Origin of the sequence: Microbacterium immunditiarum (assembly GCF_013409785.1) — a bacterium.
In the GTDB taxonomy this organism is placed as follows: Bacteria; Actinomycetota; Actinomycetes; order Actinomycetales; family Microbacteriaceae; genus Microbacterium; species Microbacterium immunditiarum.
The window spans coordinates 398,180-421,167 of record NZ_JACCBV010000001.1; the positions used below are offsets into that span (position 1 = coordinate 398,180).

20 protein-coding genes are annotated in these 22,988 nt (G+C 71.2%); 7 read left to right on the forward strand and 13 right to left on the reverse strand.

Annotated features, from left to right (window positions below; translation table 11 throughout):
• Positions 1-84 precede the first annotated feature (84 nt).
• Positions 85-927 (reverse strand): UbiA family prenyltransferase, encoded by an 843-nt coding sequence (locus BJ991_RS01840; RefSeq protein ID WP_179486947.1) that lies wholly within the window; start codon positions 925-927, stop codon positions 85-87.
• A gap of 81 nt (positions 928-1,008) precedes the next feature.
• Here BJ991_RS01840 and BJ991_RS01845 point away from each other — a divergent pair, with 81 nt between their 5' ends.
• Both BJ991_RS01845 and sigJ read left to right on the forward strand, forming a co-directional pair.
• Complete coding sequence (locus tag BJ991_RS01845) at positions 1,009-1,599, forward strand: carboxymuconolactone decarboxylase family protein (protein ID WP_179486949.1); 591 nt, start codon at positions 1,009-1,011, stop codon at positions 1,597-1,599.
• A complete protein-coding gene (gene sigJ, locus BJ991_RS01850; protein WP_179486951.1) occupies positions 1,589-2,476 on the forward strand; it encodes an RNA polymerase sigma factor SigJ in 888 nt (295 codons plus the stop codon). Before BJ991_RS01845 ends, sigJ begins: the two co-directional genes overlap by 11 nt.
• 35 nt (positions 2,477-2,511) lie before the next feature.
• On the opposite strand, the gene BJ991_RS01855 is transcribed toward sigJ, so the two are convergent.
• The 5 genes from BJ991_RS01855 to BJ991_RS01875 form a co-directional block, all read right to left on the reverse strand.
• Positions 2,512-3,651, reverse strand: a complete 1,140-nt coding sequence (locus BJ991_RS01855; RefSeq protein ID WP_218852835.1) for an epoxide hydrolase family protein — start codon at positions 3,649-3,651, stop codon at positions 2,512-2,514.
• A 79-nt stretch (positions 3,652-3,730) separates the two neighbouring features.
• Positions 3,731-5,959: an ATP-dependent Clp protease ATP-binding subunit gene (locus tag BJ991_RS01860; protein WP_179486953.1), complete on the reverse strand. Its 2,229-nt coding sequence runs from the start codon at positions 5,957-5,959 to the stop codon at positions 3,731-3,733.
• Between the two features lie 196 nt (positions 5,960-6,155).
• Positions 6,156-7,175: a GlxA family transcriptional regulator gene (locus BJ991_RS01865; protein ID WP_179486955.1), complete on the reverse strand. Its 1,020-nt coding sequence runs from the start codon at positions 7,173-7,175 to the stop codon at positions 6,156-6,158.
• A 237-nt stretch (positions 7,176-7,412) separates the two neighbouring features.
• On the reverse strand, positions 7,413-8,648 hold the full coding sequence (locus BJ991_RS01870) for a glycosyltransferase (protein ID WP_179486957.1): 1,236 nt from the start codon (positions 8,646-8,648) through the stop codon (positions 7,413-7,415).
• 4 nt (positions 8,649-8,652) lie between these two features.
• Positions 8,653-9,897: a glycosyltransferase gene (locus BJ991_RS01875; protein ID WP_425487517.1), complete on the reverse strand. Its 1,245-nt coding sequence runs from the start codon at positions 9,895-9,897 to the stop codon at positions 8,653-8,655.
• A gap of 104 nt (positions 9,898-10,001) precedes the next feature.
• Here BJ991_RS01875 and BJ991_RS01880 point away from each other — a divergent pair, with 104 nt between their 5' ends.
• The 4 genes from BJ991_RS01880 to BJ991_RS01895 all read left to right on the forward strand — a co-directional run bounded on the left by BJ991_RS01880 (position 10,002) and on the right by BJ991_RS01895 (position 12,435).
• Positions 10,002-10,592 carry a hypothetical protein gene (locus tag BJ991_RS01880; RefSeq protein ID WP_179486961.1) on the forward strand — a complete coding sequence of 197 codons (591 nt, stop codon included), beginning with the start codon at positions 10,002-10,004 and terminating at the stop codon, positions 10,590-10,592.
• A gap of 14 nt (positions 10,593-10,606) precedes the next feature.
• Entirely contained in the window at positions 10,607-11,500 is an 894-nt protein-coding gene (locus tag BJ991_RS01885; protein ID WP_179486963.1) for an LLM class F420-dependent oxidoreductase, read from the forward strand.
• 126 nt (positions 11,501-11,626) lie between these two features.
• The gene (locus BJ991_RS01890) at positions 11,627-12,091 is read left to right on the forward strand and encodes a DUF6325 family protein (protein ID WP_179486965.1); all 465 of its coding nucleotides are present in this window, start codon (positions 11,627-11,629) and stop codon (positions 12,089-12,091) included.
• A gap of 14 nt (positions 12,092-12,105) precedes the next feature.
• Entirely contained in the window at positions 12,106-12,435 is a 330-nt protein-coding gene (locus BJ991_RS01895) for an SHOCT domain-containing protein (RefSeq protein WP_179486967.1), read from the forward strand.
• Positions 12,436-12,462: 27 nt separating this feature from the next.
• Here the strand turns inward: BJ991_RS01895 and BJ991_RS01900 are convergent, their stop codons facing one another.
• Entirely contained in the window at positions 12,463-13,545 is a 1,083-nt protein-coding gene (locus tag BJ991_RS01900; protein ID WP_343048608.1) for an AI-2E family transporter, read from the reverse strand.
• 195 nt (positions 13,546-13,740) lie between these two features.
• On the opposite strand from BJ991_RS01900, the gene BJ991_RS01905 reads away from it, so the two are divergent.
• Positions 13,741-15,084 (forward strand): DUF2252 domain-containing protein, encoded by a 1,344-nt coding sequence (locus BJ991_RS01905; protein ID WP_179486971.1) that lies wholly within the window; start codon positions 13,741-13,743, stop codon positions 15,082-15,084.
• On the opposite strand, the gene BJ991_RS01910 is transcribed toward BJ991_RS01905, so the two are convergent.
• The 6 genes from BJ991_RS01910 to BJ991_RS01935 all read right to left on the reverse strand — a co-directional run bounded on the left by BJ991_RS01910 (position 15,081) and on the right by BJ991_RS01935 (position 22,961).
• On the reverse strand, positions 15,081-15,500 hold the full coding sequence (locus BJ991_RS01910) for an MmcQ/YjbR family DNA-binding protein (RefSeq protein ID WP_179486973.1): 420 nt from the start codon (positions 15,498-15,500) through the stop codon (positions 15,081-15,083). The genes BJ991_RS01905 and BJ991_RS01910 overlap by 4 nt on opposite strands.
• Before the next feature lie 42 nt (positions 15,501-15,542).
• Complete coding sequence (locus BJ991_RS01915) at positions 15,543-16,076, reverse strand: chloride channel protein (protein WP_179486975.1); 534 nt, start codon at positions 16,074-16,076, stop codon at positions 15,543-15,545.
• Positions 16,077-16,293: 217 nt separating this feature from the next.
• The gene (locus BJ991_RS01920; protein ID WP_179486977.1) at positions 16,294-17,253 is read right to left on the reverse strand and encodes a hypothetical protein; all 960 of its coding nucleotides are present in this window, start codon (positions 17,251-17,253) and stop codon (positions 16,294-16,296) included.
• Entirely contained in the window at positions 17,243-18,880 is a 1,638-nt protein-coding gene (locus BJ991_RS01925) for a fucose isomerase (protein WP_179486979.1), read from the reverse strand. The genes BJ991_RS01920 and BJ991_RS01925 overlap by 11 nt, the downstream gene beginning before the upstream one ends.
• Positions 18,877-21,438 carry a GH116 family glycosyl-hydrolase gene (locus BJ991_RS18750; protein ID WP_179486981.1) on the reverse strand — a complete coding sequence of 854 codons (2,562 nt, stop codon included), beginning with the start codon at positions 21,436-21,438 and terminating at the stop codon, positions 18,877-18,879. Before BJ991_RS18750 ends, BJ991_RS01925 begins: the two co-directional genes overlap by 4 nt.
• On the reverse strand, positions 21,435-22,961 hold the full coding sequence (locus tag BJ991_RS01935) for an FGGY-family carbohydrate kinase (protein WP_179486983.1): 1,527 nt from the start codon (positions 22,959-22,961) through the stop codon (positions 21,435-21,437). Before BJ991_RS01935 ends, BJ991_RS18750 begins: the two co-directional genes overlap by 4 nt.
• Positions 22,962-22,988 lie beyond the last annotated feature (27 nt).

Genomic DNA, 22,988 nt, shown 5'->3' on the forward strand with positions numbered 1-22,988 from the left:
GCACGGCATCGCGTCGAATGCACGCCCTGGCGACGCCGCGAAGCCGTGCACTCGACGCGAAGTGGTGCACTCGGCGCGGTCATCTCACCCCGCGAGCGCGCCGCCCGCCGCGACGAGCTGCACCGCGAGCAGCAGCGACGACGCCATGACGAGCCGGAACAGCCCACGTCCCGGATGCCCCGCCAGCGCCCACACGACCGTCGCGACCGCGCCCAGCGCCACCGCCGCGAAGAACGCCCACGACAGCGCCGGCACCGCCGCGAGGTCTCCCCCGGCCGGGCCGAGCAGCACCGCGAGCGCACCGCCCACGACCGCGATCCCCGCGATCACCGCCGACGCGCGCGCGCCGAGGCGATGCGGGAGGCCCCTCACTCCGGTCGCCCGGTCGTCCTCGAGGTCGGGCAGCACGTTGGTCAGGTGCACCGCGACGCCGAGCGCGGCGCCCGCGATCCACGCCCACACCGCGGCGAACGCCGGATCGGGCGCCGACAGCGGAGCGAACGACGGGAACAGCCCGAAGCTCACGAGGAACGGCACGACCGAGAACGGCGTCGACTTGAGGCCCGCGTTGTACGCGCCGGCCGATCCCATTGCGAGGGCGTGGGCCGCCAGCATCCGCCACCCCAGGACCGCCGACAGCACGAGCGAGAACACGAGCAAGACGGATGCCGCCACCCACGCCGCCGTGCCGCTCGCCTCCCCTCGCGCGAGAGGTTTGTCGGCGCGCCCCACCGCGCGGTCGCGCGCGAGGTCGAGCGCGTCGTTCGAGATGCCCACCGCGAGCTGCCCCGCGAACACCGCGAGCACGAGGACGACGAGCCGCCACGGCTCGAGGCCGACCGCGATGCCGAGCGCGAGCGACAACGCCGTCACGACGAGCGTCGGACCGGGATGCGACGATCCCCACAGAGCCCGGACGGTGCGCACGCTCGATGCTCTCACGCATCCGTGTCACGAATCGCGGTGCGAGGGGTGTCTTCCCAGTGAGACGACTCATGAGGAGGAATCATGGCCCGCATCCCGCTCGATCACGACCGCGGTCTGTCCGTGCGCGCGCTCCGCGCGCTCAGCCGTCGCCGGTTCGGCAAGGTGATCGACCCCGGCCTCGTCGCCGCGCACCACCCCGGCGTCCTGAACACGATGTACCTCACCGAAATGGGCGCCGCGCGCTGGCGGAAGACCGACGCGACTCTGCAGGCGCTCGCGGTCATGCGCACCGCAGCCGTGATCGGATGCAGCTGGTGCATGGACTTCGGGTACTGGGAGTACCACCACCGCGGCGTCGACCCGGCCAAGCTCCGTGCCGTCCCGGACTGGCAGGCGAGCACCGTCTTCAGCCCGCTCGAGCGTGCGGTGCTGGAATACGCTGACGCCATGACCGCGACGCCCCCGGCCGTCACCGACGAGCTCGTGGACCGCCTGCGCGGCGAGCTCACCGACGCGCAGGTCGTCGAGCTGACCGCCCTCATCGCGCTCGAGAACCAGCGTTCGCGCACCAACGCGGCGATGGGGCTCACGAGCCAGGGTTTCAAGGATCAGTGCGAACTGCCCGCCGCCGCCCCGTCGACGGAAGCCGTCGGAGCAGCCCGTGAGCAATGACCACGCACGCCTGTTCGCCGAGCACCGGCGGGCGATGACCGGTGCGGCCTACCGCATCCTCGGCAGTCTCGCGGCCGCGGAGGACGCGGTGCAGGAGACATGGCTGCGCTGGGCGGAGGTCGATCTCGAGACCGTCCGCAATCCTCGCGCGTACCTCCTGCGTGCCGCGACCCGGCAGGCTCTGAACGCGGTGCGGCACCGGGCGCGGCTGCGCGAGGACTACGTGGGACCGTGGCTTCCCGAGCCTGTCGGCGACGTCACAGTGCTCGGCACGCGCGCATCCGGCGACCCCGCCGACGCGGCCGACCTGGCGGAGTCGGTCTCGCTCGCGATGCTCGTCGTGCTCGAGTCGCTGTCGCCGCTCGAGCGTGCCGCGTTCGTGCTGCGCGAGGTGTTCGGCCTCCCCTTCGGCGAGGTCGCCGACACCCTCGGCCGCACGCCGGAGTCGGCGCGGCAACTCGTGCACCGAGCGCGCGACCATGTGCGCGAGCGTGCGCCGCGGCATCCGGTCGACCGCTCGACCCACCGCGAGGTGACCGAGCGGTTCCTCGCCGCGGCCGCCGGCGGGTCGATCGAGGACGTCGTGCGGCTGCTGTCGCCGGATGTCGTGCTCGTCACCGACGGCGGCGGCAAGCGGCGTGCCGCGCTCAACCCGATCTACGGGGTCGAGAAGGTCACGCGCTTCGGCCTGGGGGTGATGCAACGGCCGGATGCGCCGCCGGAGCTCCGGCTCGGCGAGGTCAACGGCGAGCCCGCGATCATCATGACGGGTCCGGACGGCGTCGACTCCACGGCCACCCTTGTCGTCGACGGCGGGCTCGTCACCGCGATCTACCTCGTGCGCAACCCCGACAAGCTCGGACACGTGCTCGCCTGAGCCGCGCGCCGCGCGAGCCGCGGCGAGGGCCGCGCCTACCGCGGCAGCGACCCGAAGAACTCCGCGACGTCGGCGGCGTAGAGGTCGGGCTGCTCGAGGGCCGCGAAGTGCCCGCCGCGGGGCGGCTCGGTGTAGTGCGCGAGGCGGTAGTGCGGCTCGACCCACCGGCGCGACACGGCGTTGATCTCGCCCGGGAACGCCGCTACCCCGGTGGGAACGTCGGGCATCGGATGCGCGCGCCCCTCGGGGTCGAGTCGCGACTCGTAGTAGATCATCGCCGACGAGGCGGCCGAGCGCGGCGCCCAGTAGAACATGAGGTTCGTGAGCAGGTCCTCGGCCTGGAAGACCCCGAGCCCGCCGTCGCTCCACGCCTCGAACTTCTCGAGCACCCACGCCGCGAGCCCCGCGGGCGAGTCGGTCTGGCCGACCGTGAGCGACTGCGGCTTGGTCGCCTGGATCATCGCGTAGGCCCGGCCCGTCGCGTCCATCGCGTTCCACCTGTCGAGGGCGGCGCGCTCGCGCTCGGTCGGGTCGTCCTCCCACCACGACTGCCGGTGGTTGCTCAGCAGCGGAAGGTTCGTATGGAACCCGATGACTGTCTCCGCGTGCAGCTGCGCGAGCCGCGAACCCACGATCGCGCCCCAGTCGCCTCCGGCCACGCCGTACCGCTCGTAGCCGAGCTCTTCCGTCATGAGGGTATGGAGCGCGTGCGCGATCCGCGTCGGGCCCCACCCCGGCTCAGCCGGCTTGCCGCCGAATCCGAACCCGGGAAGCGTCGGCATGACGAGGTCGAACGCCGGGCGCCCCGGAACCGGGTCGACGAGCGGCTCGATGACGTAGCGGAACTCGGCCACCGACCCCGGCCACCCGTGCGTGAGCAGCAGAGGGATCGCGCCCTGCCTGCCCGACCACGCCCGGAACACGTGCAGCTCGACCCCGTCGACCGGGATGAGCACCGGGTCGAGGGCGTTGAGCCGTCCTTCGTGCGGCCGCCAGTCGTACTCGTCGGCCCACACGCGGCACAGCTCGCGAAGCACCGCGAGGTCGACTCCGGCCTCCCACGGCTCCGCCGGGAGCGGGTCGGGCCACCGCGCGCGGTGCAGGCGCTCGCGCAGATCCTCGAGGTCGGCGTCGGGCACGTGGATCGGAGCGGGACGGTGGATCACCTCGGCCATGCCCCGATTATGGCGCGGTCGCCCGGCGGCGCCCCCGCGCGCGCAACCCCAGCCCCGCGCCCTGCGACCGGGTTCCGGCTCAGTCGTCGAGCAGTTCCGCCTCGATCACCTCGTCGTCGTCGACGGTCTGGTCGGATGCCGCGGCCGGCCCCTCGCTCGTGAGCACGAGCTGCGAGCCGTCGGCCGCCACGTCCACGCGCACGACGTCGCCGTCGCGGACGCCGCCCGACAGGAGCGCCATCGCGAGGCGGTCCTGGATCTCGGACTGGATGAGGCGGCGCAGCGGACGGGCGCCGAACACGGGGTCGTAGCCGCGCTCGGCGAGCCAGGCCCGGGCATCCGGCGTCACCGCGAGCGTCAGGCGACGGTCCTTCAGGCGACGCTGCAGGCTGTCGACGGCGAGCTCGACGATCTGGGCGAGGTCGTCCTGCGTGAGCGCCTGGAAGACGACGATGTCGTCGAGACGGTTCACGAACTCGGGTTTGAACGCCTGGCGGACGAGGCCCTGCACCTGCTCGCGCTTCTGCTCGAATGTGAGCGTCGGGTCGATGAGGATAGGCGACCCGAGGTTCGACGTCAGGATCAGGATGACGTTCTTGAAGTCGACCGTGCGGCCCTGGCCGTCGGTGAGGCGCCCGTCGTCCATGACCTGCAGCAGCACGTCGAAGACCTCGGGGTGGGCCTTCTCGACCTCGTCGAGCAGCACGACGCTGTACGGGCGCCGGCGCACCGCCTCGGTCAGCTGACCGCCCTGCTCGTAGCCGATGTACCCGGGAGGGGCGCCGACCAGTCGCGAGACGGTGTGCTTCTCGCCGTACTCCGACATGTCGATGCGCACCATCGCGTGCTCGTCGTCGAAGAGGAACTCGGCGAGCGCCTTCGCGAGCTCGGTCTTGCCGACGCCGGTCGGGCCGAGGAACAGGAACGAGCCGGTCGGGCGGTTGGGGTCGCTGATGCCCGCGCGGCTTCGGCGCACGGCATCCGACACGGCCTTCACGGCCTCCTTCTGACCGATCAGGCGCTTGCCCAGCTCGGCCTCGAGGTGCAGCAGCTTCTCGGTCTCGCCCTGCATGAGCCTGCCGACCGGGATGCCGGTCCAGGCCGAGATGACGCCGGCGATGTCCTCCTCGGTGACCTGGTCGTTGACCATTCGCCCTTCACCGGGCCCCGAGTCCGCCGAAGCGTCGGCGCGCTCGGCGTCCATGAGCTGACGCTCGAGCGCGGGGATCTCGGCGTACAGCAGGCGCGACGCCTTCTCGAGGTCGCCCTCGCGCTGCGCGCGCTCGGCCTCGCTGCGGGCCGCGTCGAGCTGCGTCTTGAGGTCACCGACGCGGTTGAGGGTCGCGCGCTCGCGCTCCCACCGCGCCTGCAGCTCGTCGAGGCGCTTCTGCTCGTCGGCGAGCTGGTCACGCAGCGCGGCGAGCCGCTCCTTCGACGCGTCGTCCTTCTCCTTCTTGAGGGCCAGCTCCTCGAGCTTCAGGCGGTCGACGTGGCGGCGGAGCTCGTCGATCTCGAGCGGCGCCGAGTCGATCTCCATGCGCAGCCGCGACGCGGCCTCGTCGATGAGGTCGATCGCCTTATCGGGAAGCTGACGGCTCGGGATGTAGCGGTGCGAAAGGGACGCCGCGGCCACGAGCGCACCGTCGGCGATCGCGACCTTGTGGTGCGCCTCGTACCGCTCCTTGAGTCCGCGCAGGATCGCGATCGTGTCTTCGACACTCGGCTCGCCGACGTAGACCTGCTGGAACCGGCGCTCGAGAGCCGCGTCCTTCTCGATGAACTCGCGGTACTCGTTGAGCGTCGTCGCGCCGATCATGCGCAGCTCACCGCGCGCGAGCATCGGCTTGAGCATGTTCGACGCGGCCACCGAGCCCTCGCCGCCGCCCGCGCCCATGAGCACGTGCAGCTCGTCGATGAACGTGATGATGCGCCCCTCGGACTCGGTGATCTCCTTCAGGACGCTCTTCAGTCGCTCCTCGAACTGGCCGCGATACATCGCACCTGCGACGAGCGCGGAGATGTCGAGCGCGACGAGCTCCTTGTCTTTGAGGCTCTCGGCGACGTCGCCCGCGACGATGCGCTGCGCGAGGCCCTCGACGACGGCCGTCTTGCCGACGCCGGGCTCGCCGATCAGCACCGGGTTGTTCTTCGTGCGCCGGGTGAGCACCTGGCTGACGCGGCGGATCTCGGCGTCGCGGCCGATCACCGGGTCGAGCTTGCCCTGCCGGGCGCGGTCGGTGAGGTTGATCCCGAACTGTTCGAGTGCGCTCTGCGACTCCTCCTGCCCAGGCATCTGAGTGGCGTTCATGTGGCTCCTGAGATCTGCGGGACTCGAAACTTGAGTCGATCTGGCTCAACTTTACCAGCGACCGGTTCTCGAATCAATGTCACTCGCGGACACCACACGCCCGGTTTGGGGCGGGAAAGCGACGTTGGGGCGGAGGACATCCGCCCCAACGTCGGTACACCGCCCCAAACCCGAGATGGCCGGGAACGCGAGGGCGTCAGGCGACCGGCTCGAGCTCCTTCTGGGCGACGGATGCCTCGGCCGCCGCATCCGTCTTCATGTCGTCGCGCGTGCAGCAGAACCGCGCGCGATACGCCGTCGGTGTGATGCCGAGCACGCGCGAGAAGTTCTGACGCAGCACCGCAGCCGAGCCGAAGCCGCTCTCGTAGGCGATGCGGTCCAGGCCGAGGTCGGTCTGCTCGAGAAGGCGCTGCGCGTGGATGATGCGCTGCCGCGCGAGCCATGCGGCCGGCGTCGCGCCGTAGTCCGCCTTGAACCGTCGCGCGAATGTGCGCGGCGACATGTGCGCCTTCGCGGCGAGCTGGTCGACCGTGAGGTCGAGGCGGAGGTTCTCGAGCATCCAGTCGGTGACCGGCGCGAGCGACAGCGACTGCACCTCGGGCAGCGGCTTCACGATGAACTGGGCCTGGCCCCCGTCGCGCTGCGGCGGGACGACCATGCGGCGAGCGATGCGGTTCGTCATCTCGGCGCCCAGCTCCTGGCGCAGCAGGTGCAGGCACGCGTCGAGGCCCGCCGCGGTGCCGGCGCTCGTGATGATGCGCCCGTCCTGCACGTACAGCACGTCGGGGTCGACCTCGATCTTCGGGTACATCTCGGTCATCGCGGGGGCGTACATCCAGTGCGTCGTCGCTCGGCGCCCGTCGAGCACGCCGGCCGCGGCGAGCACGAACGAGCCGCTGCAGACGCTCAGCACCCACGCATCGCGGGCGACCGCGTCGCGCACGACGTCGAGCACTCGCTCGTCGATGCGATGCCAGTACTGCCGGGGGGCCGGCGACACCACCACGAGGTCTGCCTCGTAGGCGAACGACAGGTCGTTCTCGACGTTGATCGAGAAGCCCATCTTCGATGGGACGACCCCCGGGTCGGGCGTCACGATGCGGAAGTCGAAGTTCGGGATGCCGTCGTCGGACCGGTCGAGTCCGAAGGCCTCGCACGCGACGCCGAACTCGAACGGCGCAAACCCCTCGGTGACGATGCAGGCGACCGTCTTCATGAGTACCTCCGGTGCAGACGTGGCAGGATTCGTGCGAACGGTGTCCATTCTGCCACTCGTGGCAGGATCATTGCAAGCGTAGCGTTTCTGCCATGTTGATCCTCATCGCATTCGGTGCACTCGCAGTCGCCGGAATCGTCGCGACCTTCGCGCGACTCACGAGCGACGACTTCCACCCGGTCGCCACCGACCGGACTCGCCTGCCCTGATCCGCTCGCGCGCGGCGACGGCGGTGGGTCAGGACCGCACGCGGTCGTAGACCTCCACCATCGCCGCCGTGCGCGACGACTGGCGGAAGCGCTCGCGGATGTCCGGGTCCGGCTCCGGAGCGGTTCCCGCCTCGATGTCGGCGGCAGCCCGGCGCAGCGCCTCCGCCAGTGCGGAGACCTCGGCCGCGGCATCCGCGTCGCCCGCCACCGGCCACAGACCGGACCCCAGCTCGTGCGCGAGATCGGGATCGCTCACGATCGACGGCGTACCGACGGACGCGGCCTCGAAGATCGTCATCCCCTGCGTCTCGAACCCGATCGACGTCTGCACGACCGCGTCGGCGCGCTGAATCGTCTGCAGGGTCTCGGGGTAGCTCAACCGGCCGGCGAACGAGACGGATGCCGCCGGCCGCCGCTCCTCGACGATCCGCTGCGCCGCGCGCAGCTGCGCTCCGCCGCCGACCACCGTGACGTCGGCGGCCACGCCCGACTCGGCCACGGCCTCGAGGAACGGCAGCAGGCGCTTCTCGGGACTCATTCGGCCGAGCCACACGAACCGCGGCAGCCCCGGCTCGCGCTCGAGCGCAGCGGTCGCCCGCACCTCGTCGAGCAGGTCGTCGTCGATGCCGTTCCACACGACGTCGACGCCCCGCTTCGCGGCGCGCGTGCCACCGGGAACCACGCCGTTCTCTTCGAGGCGCCGTGCGAAGTGCGAGGACGGGACGGTCACGGCATCCGCCAACTCGGCGAAGCGGCGCTGGTACGTCCACCCGTCCCGTCCCGGCATGCGCAGCGGCCCGGCGACAGCGCGCTGCTGCCACCAGTTGAGCACCGCGAGCACGAGCGCCGGGAAGGGCGTCGTCGCCTCGACGCCGACGTCGACGCGGTTGTGCATCGTGTGCACGACCGGCAGACCGTGACGCGCCGCGAACCGGTGGCCGATGAACGCCGCCCAGAAGTCGCCCTGCACGTGGACGAGGTCGACCGGCGGGCGCCCTTCCATCGCCGCGTCGACGAACCGATCCGTGCGCCGGCCGGGCCACGAGAACGAGTACTCGCGGTCGGGTGTGATCGGGATCGAGGGGAGGTCGACGAGAGCGTCGTCGCCGCCGATGATCCGCTGCCGTGCGGGTCCGTGCGGAGCAGGCGCCACCACGGTGACGGTGTGACCGGCCCTCTCGAGGAACTTCTTCTGCAGCCGCATCGAGACCTGCGCCCCGCCCAGCGTCGCGAGGTGCTGGTCGCCGAACATCACGACGTGCACGTCGTCACTCCGGGAGCGGCTCGCCGCGGTACAGCGCCTCGAAGGTTTCCAGCGTGCGGGTCATGTCATGCACCTTGACGCCCTCGAGCGACGCCTTCTGCATGCGCCGCCGCTCCTCGGGCGCCTGTGTGAGCACCCTCGTGATGAGCCCCGCGAGTTGGTCCACGTTGCCCGGCTCGAACAGATACCCGTTCTCGCCCTCGTGCACCAGGTGCGGGAGGGCCACGGCGTTGGCGGCGACGATCGGCAGGCCGGATGCCATCGCCTCCATCGTCGCGATCGACTGCAGCTCCGCGATCGAGGCGATCACGAAGGCGCTCGCACGAGTCAGCAGCGAGCGCAGCTCCTCGTCGCTCGTATAGCCGTGGAACGTCACGCGCTCGGCGAGCCCGAGCTTCGCGGTGAGCTGCTCGAGGTTGCGGCGCTGGTCGCCGTTGCCGACGACGTCGAACGTCACGCCGAGCGCCGGGTCGAGCTTCGCGATCGCGTGCAGGATCACGTCGATCTGCTTCTCGGTCGTGAGCCGGCCGACGAAGATCAGGCGGTGCGCATCGCGCGGGGTGAGGTCGGCGCGGTAGTTGGAGGCCTCGATTCCGCAGCTGACGGGGATGACGCCGTTGATGTCGATCGTCTTCTCGAGGAAGTCGGCGGCCCTGCGCGTCGGCGTCGTCACAGCGCGCGTCATCTTGAACGTGCGCTCGGCGTCCTGCCACGCGAGTCTCACGACCAGGCCGTCGAGGACCGGCGGCAGGGTCGTGAAGTCGACGATGTTCTCGGCCATCACATGGTTCGTCGCGACGATCGGAATGCCGCGCTTGCGCGCCTCGCGCGCGAGTCCCCGCCCGATCACGATGTGCGACTGGATGTGCACGACATCGGGCTCGACCTCGTCGAGCACCTTGCGCGCGTAGTGCTTCGACATCCACGGCAGCACGAACGTGAGCCAGTCATGTGGGTACCAGCGCCACGCGGGGAGCCTGTGCACGGTCATCTGCTGACCCTCGATCGTCTCGACCAGGGTGCCGTGGTTGCGATGCCCCGCGCTCGGGGCCGAGACATGCACATCGTGCCCGCGCGCGACGAGCCCCGCCGCCAGGCGCTCCGCGAAACGCGCGGCGCCGTTGACGTGTGGAAGGAACGTGTCGGCGCCGATGAGCACGGTGAGCGGGCGCGGCGCGGCCGCCTCTGGGTCGGATCGAGGGGGCACGGCGTCGGCGCGGGTGTCGTCGGGCGTCGCGGGATCGGTCACGGGTGAGGGCTGCCAATCTGCTGAGGCCGGGGCACTGCGGCCAATCAACTGTACCCGAGGGGTCATCCGGACCCCGGGCGCGGCAGGCCATCTAACCTGGATGAATGCCCCGACTGCAGGCCGACGCACCCGCCGACCGCTGGGTTCCCGTGACCGGCTCGCTGGGCTTACGCGGCCGACGTCACCGCAAGGCGGCGATACGGATGCTGCTGACCCAGGCCAATCGCGCGATGGGCGCGACCGAGCGCCCGGCCAGCGGCGCGATGGCGTGGGTGATGAGCCAGGCCGCCCCGTTCCTCATCCGCCGTGCGGGCGGGCGCGTGCTCGTCTGGGTGTGGCGCAGCGACCCCGACCTGCTCGTCGCCATGGCCCAGGTGCAGGAGGCGACACCGCACCTGCGCGCCACACGCGCGATGATGCCCATCGAGTACGACGACACCGAGGACTTCCGCAACCCGCACCTGGGCATGGGCGAGCGGCTCATGATGCCGCTGCCGAGCGACGGCCGCACGCCCCCGTTCGCGACGTACACGTGGGACACCGGGACGCACTTCGTGACCCTGACCGCCGTGTGCAGCGATCGCGAGCGCTTCGGCACGGTGATCGGCGCCGTGGACGACCTCGCCCGCACGCTGCGCGTCGTCGACGACCTCACGCTCGGCGAGGCGCCGACCGTGCTGCGCATCGAACCCTGACAGAGACGGATGCCATGACCCCCACGAGCACGAAAACCCACGTTCCCCCGACCACCGCCGAGTCGGCCTCCGGCACGGTGCATCCGGCATCCGGCCGCCCCGTCCGGATCGGCGTGCAGCTGTCGCCCCAGCACGCGACGATCGGACAGTTCCGCGACGCGGTGCTCCGCGCGGAGGACATCGGCGTGGACGCGGTCTTCAACTGGGACCACTTCTTCCCCCTCACGGCGCCGTCCGACGGCGAGCACTTCGAGTCGTGGACGGTTCTCGCGGCGATGGCCGAGATGACCGAGCGCGTCGAGTTCGGTCCGCTGGTGAACTGCAGCTCGTACCGCAACCCCGATCTGCAGGCCGACATGGCTCGCACCGTCGATCACCTGAGTGCGAGGGCGACCGGTACGGGCCGCTTCATCTTCGGCACCGGCTCGGGCTGGGCGCAGCGCGACTACGACGAGTACGGATACGAGTTCGGCACGGTGGGCTCGCGCCTGGACGCCCTCGCCGAGGACCTCCCGCGCATCCTTCGTCGCTGGGACGCCCTGAACCCGCCGCCGACCCGCAGGATCCCGGTGCTCATCGGCGGGCAGGGCGAGCGCAAGACGCTTCGACTCGTCGCCCGGTACGCCGACATCTGGCACACGTTCACGCGGCTCGATGACCTGCCTCGCAAGATCGGCGTGCTGCACGACTGGTGCGCGCGCGAGGGCCGCGACCCGGCCGAGATCGAGCTGTCGACGGGCTACACCGTGCGCGGCTTCGGCCCTCTGCTCGACGGGCGCCTCGAGCGCCTGCACGAGCTCGGCTTCCGGTTCCTCATCCCGGCGATCGACGGCCCCGACTACGACCTGAAGCCGCTGAAGCCGCTCCTCGAGTGGCGTGACCGCGTGAACGAGGCCGCGGCCGGCTGACCTCGGACCGCCCGGAGCCGCGGCAAACGGACACCCTGGCGCACGCGCGCCCACGCCGCGATACTGAACTCCAACCGGCGATGGGGCGCCGACGGTGTCGTCGGGCTGGGCGAGGAAGGGACGAGTATGGCCGAGTTCAGGTACGGACCCGTGGAGCTGTTCGTCATCGGGTTCGAGGGCGAGCGACCGGACCCGAGTGTTCTGTCCGCGCTGTTCGACCTCGTCGAGAGCGGCACGGTGCGGCTCCTCGACTTCGTCATCGTGAGCAAGTCGGAGAGCGGTGACGTGGAGATCATCGAGATCGAGGAGGAGCTCGACGAGTACGGGTTGGGGAACTACGAGCTCGCGGCCCTCGGCATCACCGGCGAGGAGGACATCGTGGGCTTCGCCGAACACGTGCCGGCGGGAAGCTCCGCGGCCGTCGTCGCGATCGAGCTCGCGTTCGTCCGCGAGCTCGCCGGCCGCCTTGCCGAGACCGGGGGGATCGTCCTCACGTCCGAGCGCATCCCCGCGCCGGTCGTCAACGCCGTCGCCGACCTGGCCGACGCCGAGCTCGAAGCCGCGGTCGCCGAAGCCGCCGCAGAAGACTGATCGAAGGAGCAGACATGGTCATCCGCAGAATCGGGCGTCCTGGACTCGTGGGCCTCGCAGCGCGCACCGCCGTCGTCGCGGGCACCGCGACGGCCGTGAGCGGGAGCATGCAGGCCAAGCAGCAGAAGAAGGCGCAGGAGCAGCAGCAGCAGTACGAGGCGGCCCAGCAGCAGGCGCAGGCCGCGCAGCAGCAGGCCGCCCCGGCGGCGGCCGCGCCGGCGGCGGCCGCACCGGCCGGCGGGGTCGACATCGTGGCCGAGCTTCAGAAGCTCGCCTCGCTCAAGGAGGCGGGCGTGCTCACCGAAGAGGAGTTCGCGTCGGCGAAGGCGAAGCTGCTCGGCTGACGCGGCCAGGCGAGGTCGGCCGCGGCGTCACGTCGCCGTCGGACGCGGGGGGCGCGCAGCATCCGCATCGCCCGACAGCCAGCGCAGCCAGCGCGCGTCGGGGTCGCCCTCCAGGACCAGCGCGCGCACCAGGAGCGTGAGCGGGATGGACAGGATCGCGCCGAGCGGCCCGATCACGAAGGTCCAGAAGATCACCGAGAAGAAGCTCAGCGTGAGGCTCAGGCTGACCGCGTCGCTCACGAACTTCGGCTGGACGAGCACCTGCAGCACGACGTTCACGACGATGTAGATCGCGATCACGACGAGCATGAGCGGCCACCCGCCGACGACAAGCGCGAGCACCGCGGGCGGGATGAGCCCCAGCACGAAGCCGATGTTCGGGATGAAGTTCGTCACGAACGCGAGGATCGCCCACACCACCGGCGCGGGCACCCCGACCGCCCACAGTGCGAGGCCGTCGATGATCGCGACGATCGCGCCGAACGACGCGTTGACGACGTAGTACCGACGTACGCCCGAGCTGTAGCCCTTGAAGCGCGCGAGCGCCGGGCGCGCCGTCGCCCCGAACGACGACTCCGCACGTGAGTACCGCGCGGCATCCGCGGCCATGAAGATGACGTACGCGAGCACGAAGAACAGCGCCGTGAGCACGCCCACGACGGTGCCGCTGAGGGACGTGACGAACGCGATGACGTTGGAGGGGCGAAGGACGGATGCCGTGGCATCCGCCGCCTGCTCGTCCAGGCCGACCGAGTGCAGCCATTCCACGACCGACGCGGCGAAGTCCTGCAGCTCGTCCTGGAAGTCGACCACGAGGCGCGTGAACTCCACGCCCGCCCAGAAGAGCATGAGCGCGAGGGCCGCGACCACGAGGTACGCGACGACGATGACGGCCGTCGTCGCCGCCCACCGGGGCCACCCCCACCGCTCGAGCGGATGCCGGACCGGGTGGCAGATGATCACCAGCACCGCGCCGAGGACGAGCGGCCCGACGATCTCGCGGGCGAAGAAGAGGCCCGCGAGACCGATCACGGATGCCGCGAGCCCGATGACCACCCGCAGAGCGGGCGAGAGAGCGGGCTGGGCGGCGGGAGGCTCGGGGCGCTTCACGACGCCCAGGCTAGGCCGCACTTTCCGCGTCGACGCGCACGGCACGCGGCGCCGCCACGTCGCGCTCGAGCGCCGCGGCGTTACGGGGCAGCCCCGGGATCCACGCGTGCACTCGGAGCACGCAGCCGTGTCGTCGGCGCTACCCCGCACGCGTGACGGAATCAATACAGTGATCGCAGACGTGAGGAGCATGCGATGCAGACCCCGCTTCTTCCCGACCACGGCGCACGTGAGGCCGAGGGCCGCGAGCGCCGACGCGATGTGCCACGCAGCCGGCTGTCGCGCCTGGGCGACGGTCCGCGCGATCCGATCGGCATCATCCAGGCGCAGAACGCGACGCGCGTGCCGGAGCTCGTGCCGCTGCGGGTCGAGCGCATGGCTGCGAGCCCGTTCGCCTTCTACCGGGGCACCGCTGCGCTGATGGCCGCCGACCTCGCCGCGGGCCCCAGCTCGGGCATCATCGTGCCGTCGTGCGGCGACGCGCACGTCGCGAACTTCGGGTTCTACGCGTCGCCGCAGCGCACGCTCGTCTTCGACCTCAATGACTTCGACGAAGCGGCGTGGGCACCGTGGGAGTGGGATGTGAAGCGGCTCGTCACGAGCATCGTGATCTCGGGGCAGGCGGTGAACCGCAGCCAGCGCGTGACGGAGGAGGCCGCGCTGTCGGCCGTGCGCACCTACGCGCGGCAGATGGCGACGGCCGAGACGACGAGCCCGACGGACCGCTACTACACGCACTTCGACCCGAAGGCGGTCTTCGGCGAGCTCGACCCGGAGACGCGCCGCACGATGCGGGCGGCCATGCGCGAGGCGAAGCACCGCACGGGCGAGCGTGCGGCGCGCAAGCTCACCGAGCGCGGCGAGGACGGCCGGCTGCGGTTCGTCGAGGCGCCGCCGACCATGACGCACGTCGACGAGGTCGTCGAGGAGAACATCCTCGAGGCGATACGGCGCTATACGGCGACCGTGAGCGTCGACATCCGGCTGCTGCTGCGCCACTACGTCATGACCGACATCGTGCGGCGCGTCGTGGGCGTCGGCAGCGTGGGAACCCAGTGCGTCCTCGTCCTGCTCCAGGACGGCGACGGCAACGCGCTGCTGCTGCAGGGGAAGGAGGCGGGCCGCAGCGTGCTCATCGAGCACGGCGGGATCGAGCAACCTCCCGAGGTCGCCGCCTACATCGAGGAGCACGGCGAGGGCGGGCGCGTCGCCGCCCTGCAGCGCATCCTGCAGGCGCTCTCCGACCCGATGCTGGGGCACCTGCGCGCGGTGCGCGGCATCGACTTCTACGTGCGCCAATTCCGCGACATGAAGGGCGGCGTCGACACCGAGCAGCTCGACGACGTGCCGTTCCGCCACTATGCGGATGCGTGCGCGGCGGTGCTCGCGCGCGCCCACGCGCAGGCCGTCGTCACCCCCGAGGTGGCCGGCTACATCGGCAACGGCCGGGTGGTGGGCGAGGCGATCCTCGAGTGGGCGAACGCGTACGCCGAGGTGTCGCGGCGGGATTACGAGCTCTTCCTCCAGGCCGCGGTCTAGTCGCCGGGCTCGATGCCCCGTTGCGCGAGCCACTCGTCGGCGACGCGCTTGGGCGTCTGGACGATCCAGGCATCCGTCACGAGCTCGATGAGAAGCTCGCGATCGACGGCGTCGAGCCGCACAAGCACGGCCGGGTAGCCGTCGAAGTGCGGGATCGTGAACAGGACCTCAGGCAGGGACGCGAGCAAGGCTTCTTTCGCCTCGAGGCCGTCGGTGCGGATGCCGATCACCGGGCCCTCCGGCCACGATCGCCCCTGCGCTTCGAGCTTGCTCAGATCCGCCTTGCTGGGTCCGCGCTCCCATGCGAAGAGCCCCTTGTCGGTGCGCCAGCCGGCGCCGCCCCGGTGCCCGTCGACCTTCTCGAACGTGCCGGGCAGGCCGAGCGCGATCTCACGGACGTCGTCGAGTGTCGCCATCTCCCCAGTGTGCCGGAGGGGCAGGACACGGGTAAGGCGCCGTCACGCCCACTCGGGCCGACGATCCCCCGCCCGTTGCCTGATGAGCAGTTCGGGCGCCCGCGTGACGGCGAGCCACGTCGGCAGGATCGTGAGGCACAGGATCGGCAGCACCTCGAGGTCGCCCACGAGCGCGATGGCGACGAACATCGCGATCCAGTCGTCGCGCGTCGCGGCGAGGATCATGCCCATCGCCGCGCTGGCCACGGCGAGCGAGATCGGGACGCTCGGGAAGAGCTCGTTGACGAGCAGCCCGAACGCGACCGACACGAAGACGATCGGGAAGATGCGCCCGCCGCGGAAGCCCGCGCCGGCCGCGACGACCAGCGCGAGCAGCTTGACGACGACGAAGAGCGTGAGCTGCGACGCCGAGTAATCGCCCGGTTTCGCCAGCAGCTCCGCTGCCTGGTCGAGTCCCTTGAACATCGTCATCGGCGTGCCGATCGCTCCGAGGATGCCGAGGATGAGACCGCCGAGCGTCGTGAAGATCACCGGATGCCGCAGCGCGTGGAACGCGCGATGCACGAAGCGGAACAAGTCAAGGACGGGGTCGACACGCTCGGCGGGCTCATGCTGGTCCCCTTCGACGACCGACGCTGAGTGCCCCCAGTGTGCCGCACGGCCCTTCGCCGCGCCCCGGCCCCGTTCGCAGCGCCGCCGAGTGCACTGCTTGGCGTCGAGCGCACGACCTGGCCACGCGGCGAAGCCGTGCGTTCGACGCGACGTCGTGCACTCGCGCGCTGCGCCGAGCGCGTCAGGAGTCGAGCGGCTCCACCGAGAACGTGAACGCGCGCCCCTGCCGGAACGGCTCGACGAGCTCGAAGTTCTCGAACGCGATGCCGCCGGGGATGGGGTGCTCGCTCATCCAATACGTGTATCGGCCGTTGACCTGCGCCACGAGCGCCGGATCCGGGTCCTCGGCCCGCCACGTCTGGACGGCGCGGCGCCCGACGTACCGCCAGTGCTCGGCTGTTCCCGGGACGTGCTCCGCGGTGTGCGGCGACGGCTCGTCGGGCATGGCCGAGATGACCACGGCGTGGCCCTCGCGCCGCAGCTCGTCCACGCCGAACACCGCGTGCTCGGCGAAATGGATGTCGCGGTAGTCCGGCCACAGCTCACCCGCCGACATGTCGCGCCCGGCGAGGCTCAGCGTGCGCAGACGCGCCCAGTTGCCCATCGTGGCGGTGAGCACGCACGCCTCGAGCTCCGCCGACCCGTCCCGGCGGAACGCCGCGACCGACACCTCGTGCGGCCGGTCCGCGCGGAACTCCACACGCACCCACACGTCGGCGCCGTTCGCGAACGGCTCGACGAGTACCTCGACGATGAGCCGCTCGACGCCGTCTGCGACCTCGACGCGGCCGCGCGCGGGATCGCGAGGGTCGCGGGGCGCCGCATCCGTCGGGTCGTCCGTCGTCCACATGCGCAGACCCGGCACGTCGTCGAGCCGGCTGCGCTCGAGCTCCGAGAATCCGCGCGCGGTCTCGCCCGCGGGGATCGGCTCGACCGCGATGAAGTTCAGCAGACGGTCGCGCGGCTGATCGAGGTACGGCGTGTAGAGGCGAAGCAGCCCTCGCGGTCCGGACAGCGGATGCAGCCCGAGCTGCATCCCGCCGGGGTGACCCCACCGCGGCTCGCGCGGTCCCGAGCCGGCCGCGGGGCGGAGCCATCCGTCCTTGTCGACCGCCTCGGTCCATTCGTTCTCAGAGGCCATCGATCCGTCCCACGAGGTTCACTTTGATGCCCATGCGGTCGAACATCGCCGCCTTCGCGATGAGCGCCTTGTCGGCGGTCTCGGCGTCGGGCGCGTAGACGAGCTGCGCGTGATTCGCCTTGTGGCGGGCCATGAATTGGTCGCGCGAGACGTCGTGCAGCACGACGTGGGCGATCGGCCACTCGGGGTTCGTCGCGTCCTTGCGGCGCTGCGTCTCCTCCTCGGGAAGCTCGACCACCGTGCCGCGGAAGATGTCCGCCTGCAACCTGCCATCGGCGATGAACACGCGCGACAGCACGACCTCGCCCGGCTTCGAGACGCCGTTGATCGTCGCGCCGCCCGCGGGGAAGAACACGTGGCCCTGACGCCAGCCCTCTGCCTTGTCCCAGCCCCCCAGGTGCGATGCGGGCACCGAACCCGAGATCTCGTACACCCACACGAACTCGCCGTCGTATTCCTCGCCCCAACGCACGTCGTGCAGCGTGTTGTCGGGCACGAGACCCATCGCCGTCCACACCCGGTCGGTCACGAGCGCGTCGACCGCGACGCCCTCGTCGGCCTCGTTGAAGTGCGGGAACGCCCGGCCGGCGAACAGCTCGCGCGAGCCGTCGCGCGAGAGCACGGGCGGACGCTCGGTCGAGTTGAGGATGCCCTCGGCGAGATCCGATGCCGGCACGAGGTCCTTGAGGCCCTGCTGGTACTGGATGCCGACAGCGTCGAGCCCGAAGTCGTCCGCGATGCGCAGGGCGGCGATGTACATCTTGAGCTGCCACTGCACCTGGTCGCGCGTGAGCTCGGTGGCTGCGTCCTCGCCGTACTGGAACGTCATGCCCCGTTCGACGAGCCAGTCGTACGCGGCGTCGGCCTGGGCATCCGTCACGTTCAGCATCTCGGCGTACAGCGCCGACTGCGACAGGCGCTCCTTGTAGATCCCCGTGCGGTTGAGCAGCTCGTCGTCGAAAATCGCGTTGTACATGCCCATGCAGCCCTCGTCGAACACGCCGATGATGGCCTTGTCGGCGAGCAGCTGGTCGCCGAGCGCGCGTCCGAGCTCGACCTCGGGTGTCTCGGGCAGCGCCGGCAGCGGGCGCACGTGCGACGCGTCGTGCGTGATGCATCCGGTCTCCGTCCACTCGCGGATGCCCTGCGTGAACCACTCGTCGGTGAAGTCGACCGACCAGATCGTCGCGTACTGCTTGCCCATCTTCGTGAGTCCGGCGTTGAGGCCGAGCAGCCCGACAAGACCCGGCCACTCGCCCGCGAAGTTCGCGACCGTGAGGATCGGGCCCTCGTGCGTGCGCAGCCCGGCGAGCACGTGGTGGGAGTACTGCCACACCGCCTCGGCGACGATGAGCGGAGCATCCGCCGGGATCGTCTTGAACACCTCGAGCCCCATGCGCTGGCTCGAGATGAACCCGTGCCCTGTCTCGGGGTCGACCTCGTTCGCCCGGATCACCGACCACCCGAGCTGTTCGAGCGCGCGCGTCACACCGGCCTCGAGCTCCACCTGGGTGGGCCAGCCCGCCGTGTTCGCCGATTCGCGCAGGTCGCCCGACGCGATCAGGTACGCCGTCCTCGGGGGCACCGTGCGGCGCTCGCGTGCAGCGGGAAGGGTGTAGGTACTCATGTGGTCTCCTGTGGTGAGTGATCGGTGACGCGGGCGGATGCGCGGAAGGTCGCGCCCTCTCCCGCGGGAAGGACGAGGGGGCCGGATGCCGCGACACCGCGCAGCACGAGACGATCGAGTGCGAGCGTGCCGCCGTCGACGCGGAGCGTGAGCTCGTCGCCGTCGATCTCCACGCGCCCCCACGCGTCGCCCGTCGTGAAGAGCGATCGGAAGGGCCGGTCACCCACGGGGTCGAACGCGAGCGAGCGGGTCGGGGCGTCCCACTGCGCGCCGCTGAACGCGAGGAGCAGCGCCCACGACGCGAGCGAGCGGGCGTAGTGGTTGCCGCACTCGATCTCGTTCCACGGGCTGCGGTACTCGCCGTCGTAGCGGTCGCGCAGCGTTCGCTCGATCGTGAGGGCGGCGTCGGTGAGTCCGGCGTAGACGAGGGATGCCGCTACCTGGTGCTCGATGCCGGTCCACACCTCGTCGGAGTAGACGAACGGGATCGCCGGGCGTCCGCCGCGCGGCCACGATGCGAGCAGGAGGCCGCCCTCGTCGTTGAGCGCGTACACGCGCTGCGTGCTCTCGTGCGCGGAGAGGTCTTCGCGGTGGTTGTGCTCCACGATGGCGGCGAGCGCGCTGCGGAGGCGCTCGCGCGGCAGCAGGTCGCCGAGGCCGTTCACCCATGCGTGGAACTGCCCGAGCAGCTGATCCGACAGCACACCCTCGCCGTACTGATACCGGTGGGCATCGACGTCGTCGATGACCTGGCGGTAGTACTCGCCGTTCCACAGCAGCTCGTCCATGCCGGCCGCGACGTGCTCCGCGCGATCGAGCCAGTCCGCCGCGCGCCCGGTCTCGCCGAGGTGCGCCGCCATGCGGGCTCCTGCGCGCAGCGCCGCGGCGAACATGCCGTTCGCGAGCGGCTCGACCCCGTGGAACTCGATGTCGTACGTGTTGTGCAGCTCGCTGTCGAGCAGCCCGTCGCCGTCGCGGTCCCACTCGCGGATCGCGTACTCGAGCGATCGAGCCGCCGCGGGCCACGCCTCGCGCAGGAAGTCGTCGTCGCCCGAGAACCGCCACTCGCGGTGCAGGCGCAAGAGCGTGCCGAGCTGCCCGTCGACGGCCGGGCCCATGAACCAGGGCTCGCCGCCGAAGACGCGGTTGCTGCGGAACTTCTGCGCGCCGTCGTCATCCGTCTCGAGCAGCAGCTCGACGCGCCGCGCGCTGCGCTCGAGCGACGGGAACAGCCACGCGACGGTCTGCGCGTACGACCACACGTGCGTGCAGGTGCCCTCGCACGAGCCGACGTGGTCGAATGAGCCCTCCCACGCGGCGAACACCGGTCCGTCGCCGAGCTCGGGGGTGGGGGTCTCGACGACGAACGCGGTCGTCGAGCGCACGGCCGCGATGTTCGCGCCGACGGCGTCGGCGACGACCGGATCGAGCGTGCCGCCGTAGAGCGCCTCGACGAAAGCGAGCGTCGCGGTCTCGAGCGCGGGGAGCTCGCGGTGCAGGTGCGTCGCGGCCGACCACGCGTCGGGCCACAGGGTGGCGTAGCGGTTGCGCACGATCCCCGGGTCAGGCCGCTCGTCCGCGACGATGTGCCCGCGCCACGAGCGCGGCCGGTTCGGGAAGCTCCACGCGAGCACGAACTCGAAGTCGCGGCTCTCTCCGGGCGCGAGCTCGTGCACGATGCCGAGCGAGCCCGTGCGCAGGCGCGGGAGCTTCTCGAAGAGCTCCTCCTCGGTCATGGCGCCCACGGTGGCGGAATCCGCGAACAGCCCGCGCGGGCGGTCTTCGAGCGTCAGGCGCGGCTCGGGCTCGAGCAGCCCGTCATGTGACAGGTCGTTCCAGAAGAGGCGGGCGCCGTCGGGCCAGAAGCCGGTCACCCACTGCGATTTCGCGGTGGTCGAGGCATCCGCCGTCGTCAGGCTCAGCGTGCCGTAGCCGAGATCGTCCTCGGGAAGCCGGATGCCGAAGTCGAGCCCCCGCACGCCCCCCTCGTCGCGCCACCGCACGGTCTGCTGCGCGCGCATGCCGTACGGGCCTTCGCCGCGGCCCGCGGTATGGCTCACGCTGCCGGCCACCGTCACCGCGACCGGCTGCGCACCCGGATTGGTCACGCGGTAGCGCAGCACCGCCGCGGGGATGCCGGACGCGTCGGCGTCGAGCGGCACGAGCGGGGTGAACGCCCGCAGCGACACGTCGACCGGCAGCACATCGTCGTCGAAATCGATGTCGACCACGGGGTACTCGCCGTGCATGGTCGCGCCGCGCAGGCGCGGAAGCCCCGCCTGCCACTCGAACAGGAAGCCGGCGTCGATGTCGCGTCGGCCCGTGATGCGCGCTTCGAGCACTCGTGTCACGGCGTCGCCGCCCTGGCGCGCGGCGTGGATCGCGAAGAACGAGTACGGGTTGATGCGGCCCTTGTCGGGCTGGTTCTCCAGCTCCCAGTCGCGCAGCTCTCCACGCGCGCCGAGCGACACGTTGCCCGTGCCGATGCCGCCGAGCGGGAAGGCCGCCCGCTGTGCGGTGTGCGGGATGCCGCGGGTGCGACGGGTGTCGCCGGTCACGCGGTCACCACCTCCGCCTCGCGGACGCGCTGCGCCGCGGCGAGCTCGTGCACGACGTCCTTCGTCGACGAGTACAGCCGCAGGTAGCGGTCGTAGAGCTCGTCGTAGACGGGCGTGAGCCGGGGGTCGGGCCGCACGGTGACCGCGACCGGGTTCCAGTCCGCGATGCGGGGTGCATCGCCGGGTGCGGCGACCGCGGATGCCGCGAGGAAGGCCGCGCCGTAGCTGGCGCCGATCGTGGTGCGCGGCACCTCCTGCGCGAGCCCCGTCGCATCCGACACGATCTGCAGCCACAGCGACCCCTGCGTGCCGCCGCCGACCGCGACGATGCGGCGGATGTCGGCGCCCGCTGCACGCATCGTCTCGACGTTGTGCCGCACGCCGAGCGCGGTGGCCTCGAGCGCGGCGCGGTAGAGGTCGCCGCGCGTGTGCTCGAGCGTGAGCCCCGCCATCACGCCGCGCGCGTCGGGGTCGAGGATCGGCGTGCGCTCGCCCGCGAAGTACGGGAGCATCACGAGGCCTCGGGCGCCGGGTCCGGACTCCTCCGCCTCGGCGAGCAGCACGGGGTAGTCGGCGCCGGTCAGGTCCTTGATCCAGGACGTCAGTGCGCCCGACGTGGCGAGTCCTCCCGCGAGGTTCCGGGTCCCGGGGAACGCGCCCACCGTCGTCCACATCGACGGTGTGCGGAGGGTCTCGGTGCTGGTCGCGATGAGGAACATCGTGGTGCCGTACATGAGCATGAGGTCGCCCGGCTCGTGGGCGCCGACGCTGACGGCCTCGGTCCAGGCGTCGATCGTGCCGGCGATCACGGGTGTGCCGGCGGGGATCCCAGTGACGGATGCCGCGGCATCCGTCACTTCGCCGACGACGTCACCAGCCCACGCGAGCGCGGGAGCCTCGATGCCGGGGGCGAAGCGCTGCCACCACGGGTCGTGCCACGCTGCCGCCTCGACGTCGTACAGCGGCGACGTCTGACTCGCGGACTGGTGGTCGAGCACGTAGGCCCCGGTGAGCCTGCGGGCGAGCCACGATGCAGGCATGAAGAGGCGGCGCGCCCGCGCGTAGGCCTCGGGCTCTTCGTCTGCGACCCACGCGATCTTGGGGCCGGCCGCCTGGCTCGTGAGGGTCGAGCCGCCGATGCGCGTGATCTCGTCGACGCCGAGCTCGTCGGTCATGCGCGCGATCTGGTCGCCCGAGCGCGTGTCGACGCCGTAAAGGATGGCCGGCCGCACGGGCTCGTCCTCGTCGTCGGCCAGCACGACGCACGGACCCATGCCGCTGACGCCCACCGCGACGACGTCGGGCTCGTGCCCCTCGGCTCGGGCGGACTCGAGGAGCTCGCGGCTGAGGGCGACGAACTCGTCCCACCAGATGCGGGCGTCCATCTCGACCCAGCCCGAGCGCGGACGCTGCACGTCGTGGGCCACCGTCGCGGCGGCCACGATGCCGCCCGACGCGTCGACGAGCACGCCCTTGCTGCTGGACGTGCCGATGTCGACACCGAGCGTGCAGCGGATGGTCATCGATCCTCCTTGATCGCGACGAGCGGC

Coding starts and splice junctions, on each gene's coding strand:
- BJ991_RS01845 (WP_179486949.1), top strand. CDS start 1,009: ATGGCCCGCATCCCGCTCGATCACGACCGCGGTCTGTCCGTGCGCGCG.
- BJ991_RS01855 (WP_218852835.1), bottom strand. CDS start 3,651: ATGGCCGAGGTGATCCACCGTCCCGCTCCGATCCACGTGCCCGACGCC.
- BJ991_RS01860 (WP_179486953.1), bottom strand. CDS start 5,959: ATGAACGCCACTCAGATGCCTGGGCAGGAGGAGTCGCAGAGCGCACTC.
- BJ991_RS01865 (WP_179486955.1), bottom strand. CDS start 7,175: ATGAAGACGGTCGCCTGCATCGTCACCGAGGGGTTTGCGCCGTTCGAG.
- BJ991_RS01880 (WP_179486961.1), top strand. CDS start 10,002: ATGCCCCGACTGCAGGCCGACGCACCCGCCGACCGCTGGGTTCCCGTG.
- BJ991_RS01885 (WP_179486963.1), top strand. CDS start 10,607: ATGACCCCCACGAGCACGAAAACCCACGTTCCCCCGACCACCGCCGAG.
- BJ991_RS01890 (WP_179486965.1), top strand. CDS start 11,627: ATGGCCGAGTTCAGGTACGGACCCGTGGAGCTGTTCGTCATCGGGTTC.
- BJ991_RS01895 (WP_179486967.1), top strand. CDS start 12,106: ATGGTCATCCGCAGAATCGGGCGTCCTGGACTCGTGGGCCTCGCAGCG.
- BJ991_RS01905 (WP_179486971.1), top strand. CDS start 13,741: ATGCAGACCCCGCTTCTTCCCGACCACGGCGCACGTGAGGCCGAGGGC.
- BJ991_RS01910 (WP_179486973.1), bottom strand. CDS start 15,500: ATGGCGACACTCGACGACGTCCGTGAGATCGCGCTCGGCCTGCCCGGC.
- BJ991_RS01920 (WP_179486977.1), bottom strand. CDS start 17,253: ATGGCCTCTGAGAACGAATGGACCGAGGCGGTCGACAAGGACGGATGG.
- BJ991_RS01925 (WP_179486979.1), bottom strand. CDS start 18,880: ATGAGTACCTACACCCTTCCCGCTGCACGCGAGCGCCGCACGGTGCCC.
- BJ991_RS01935 (WP_179486983.1), bottom strand. CDS start 22,961: ATGACCATCCGCTGCACGCTCGGTGTCGACATCGGCACGTCCAGCAGC.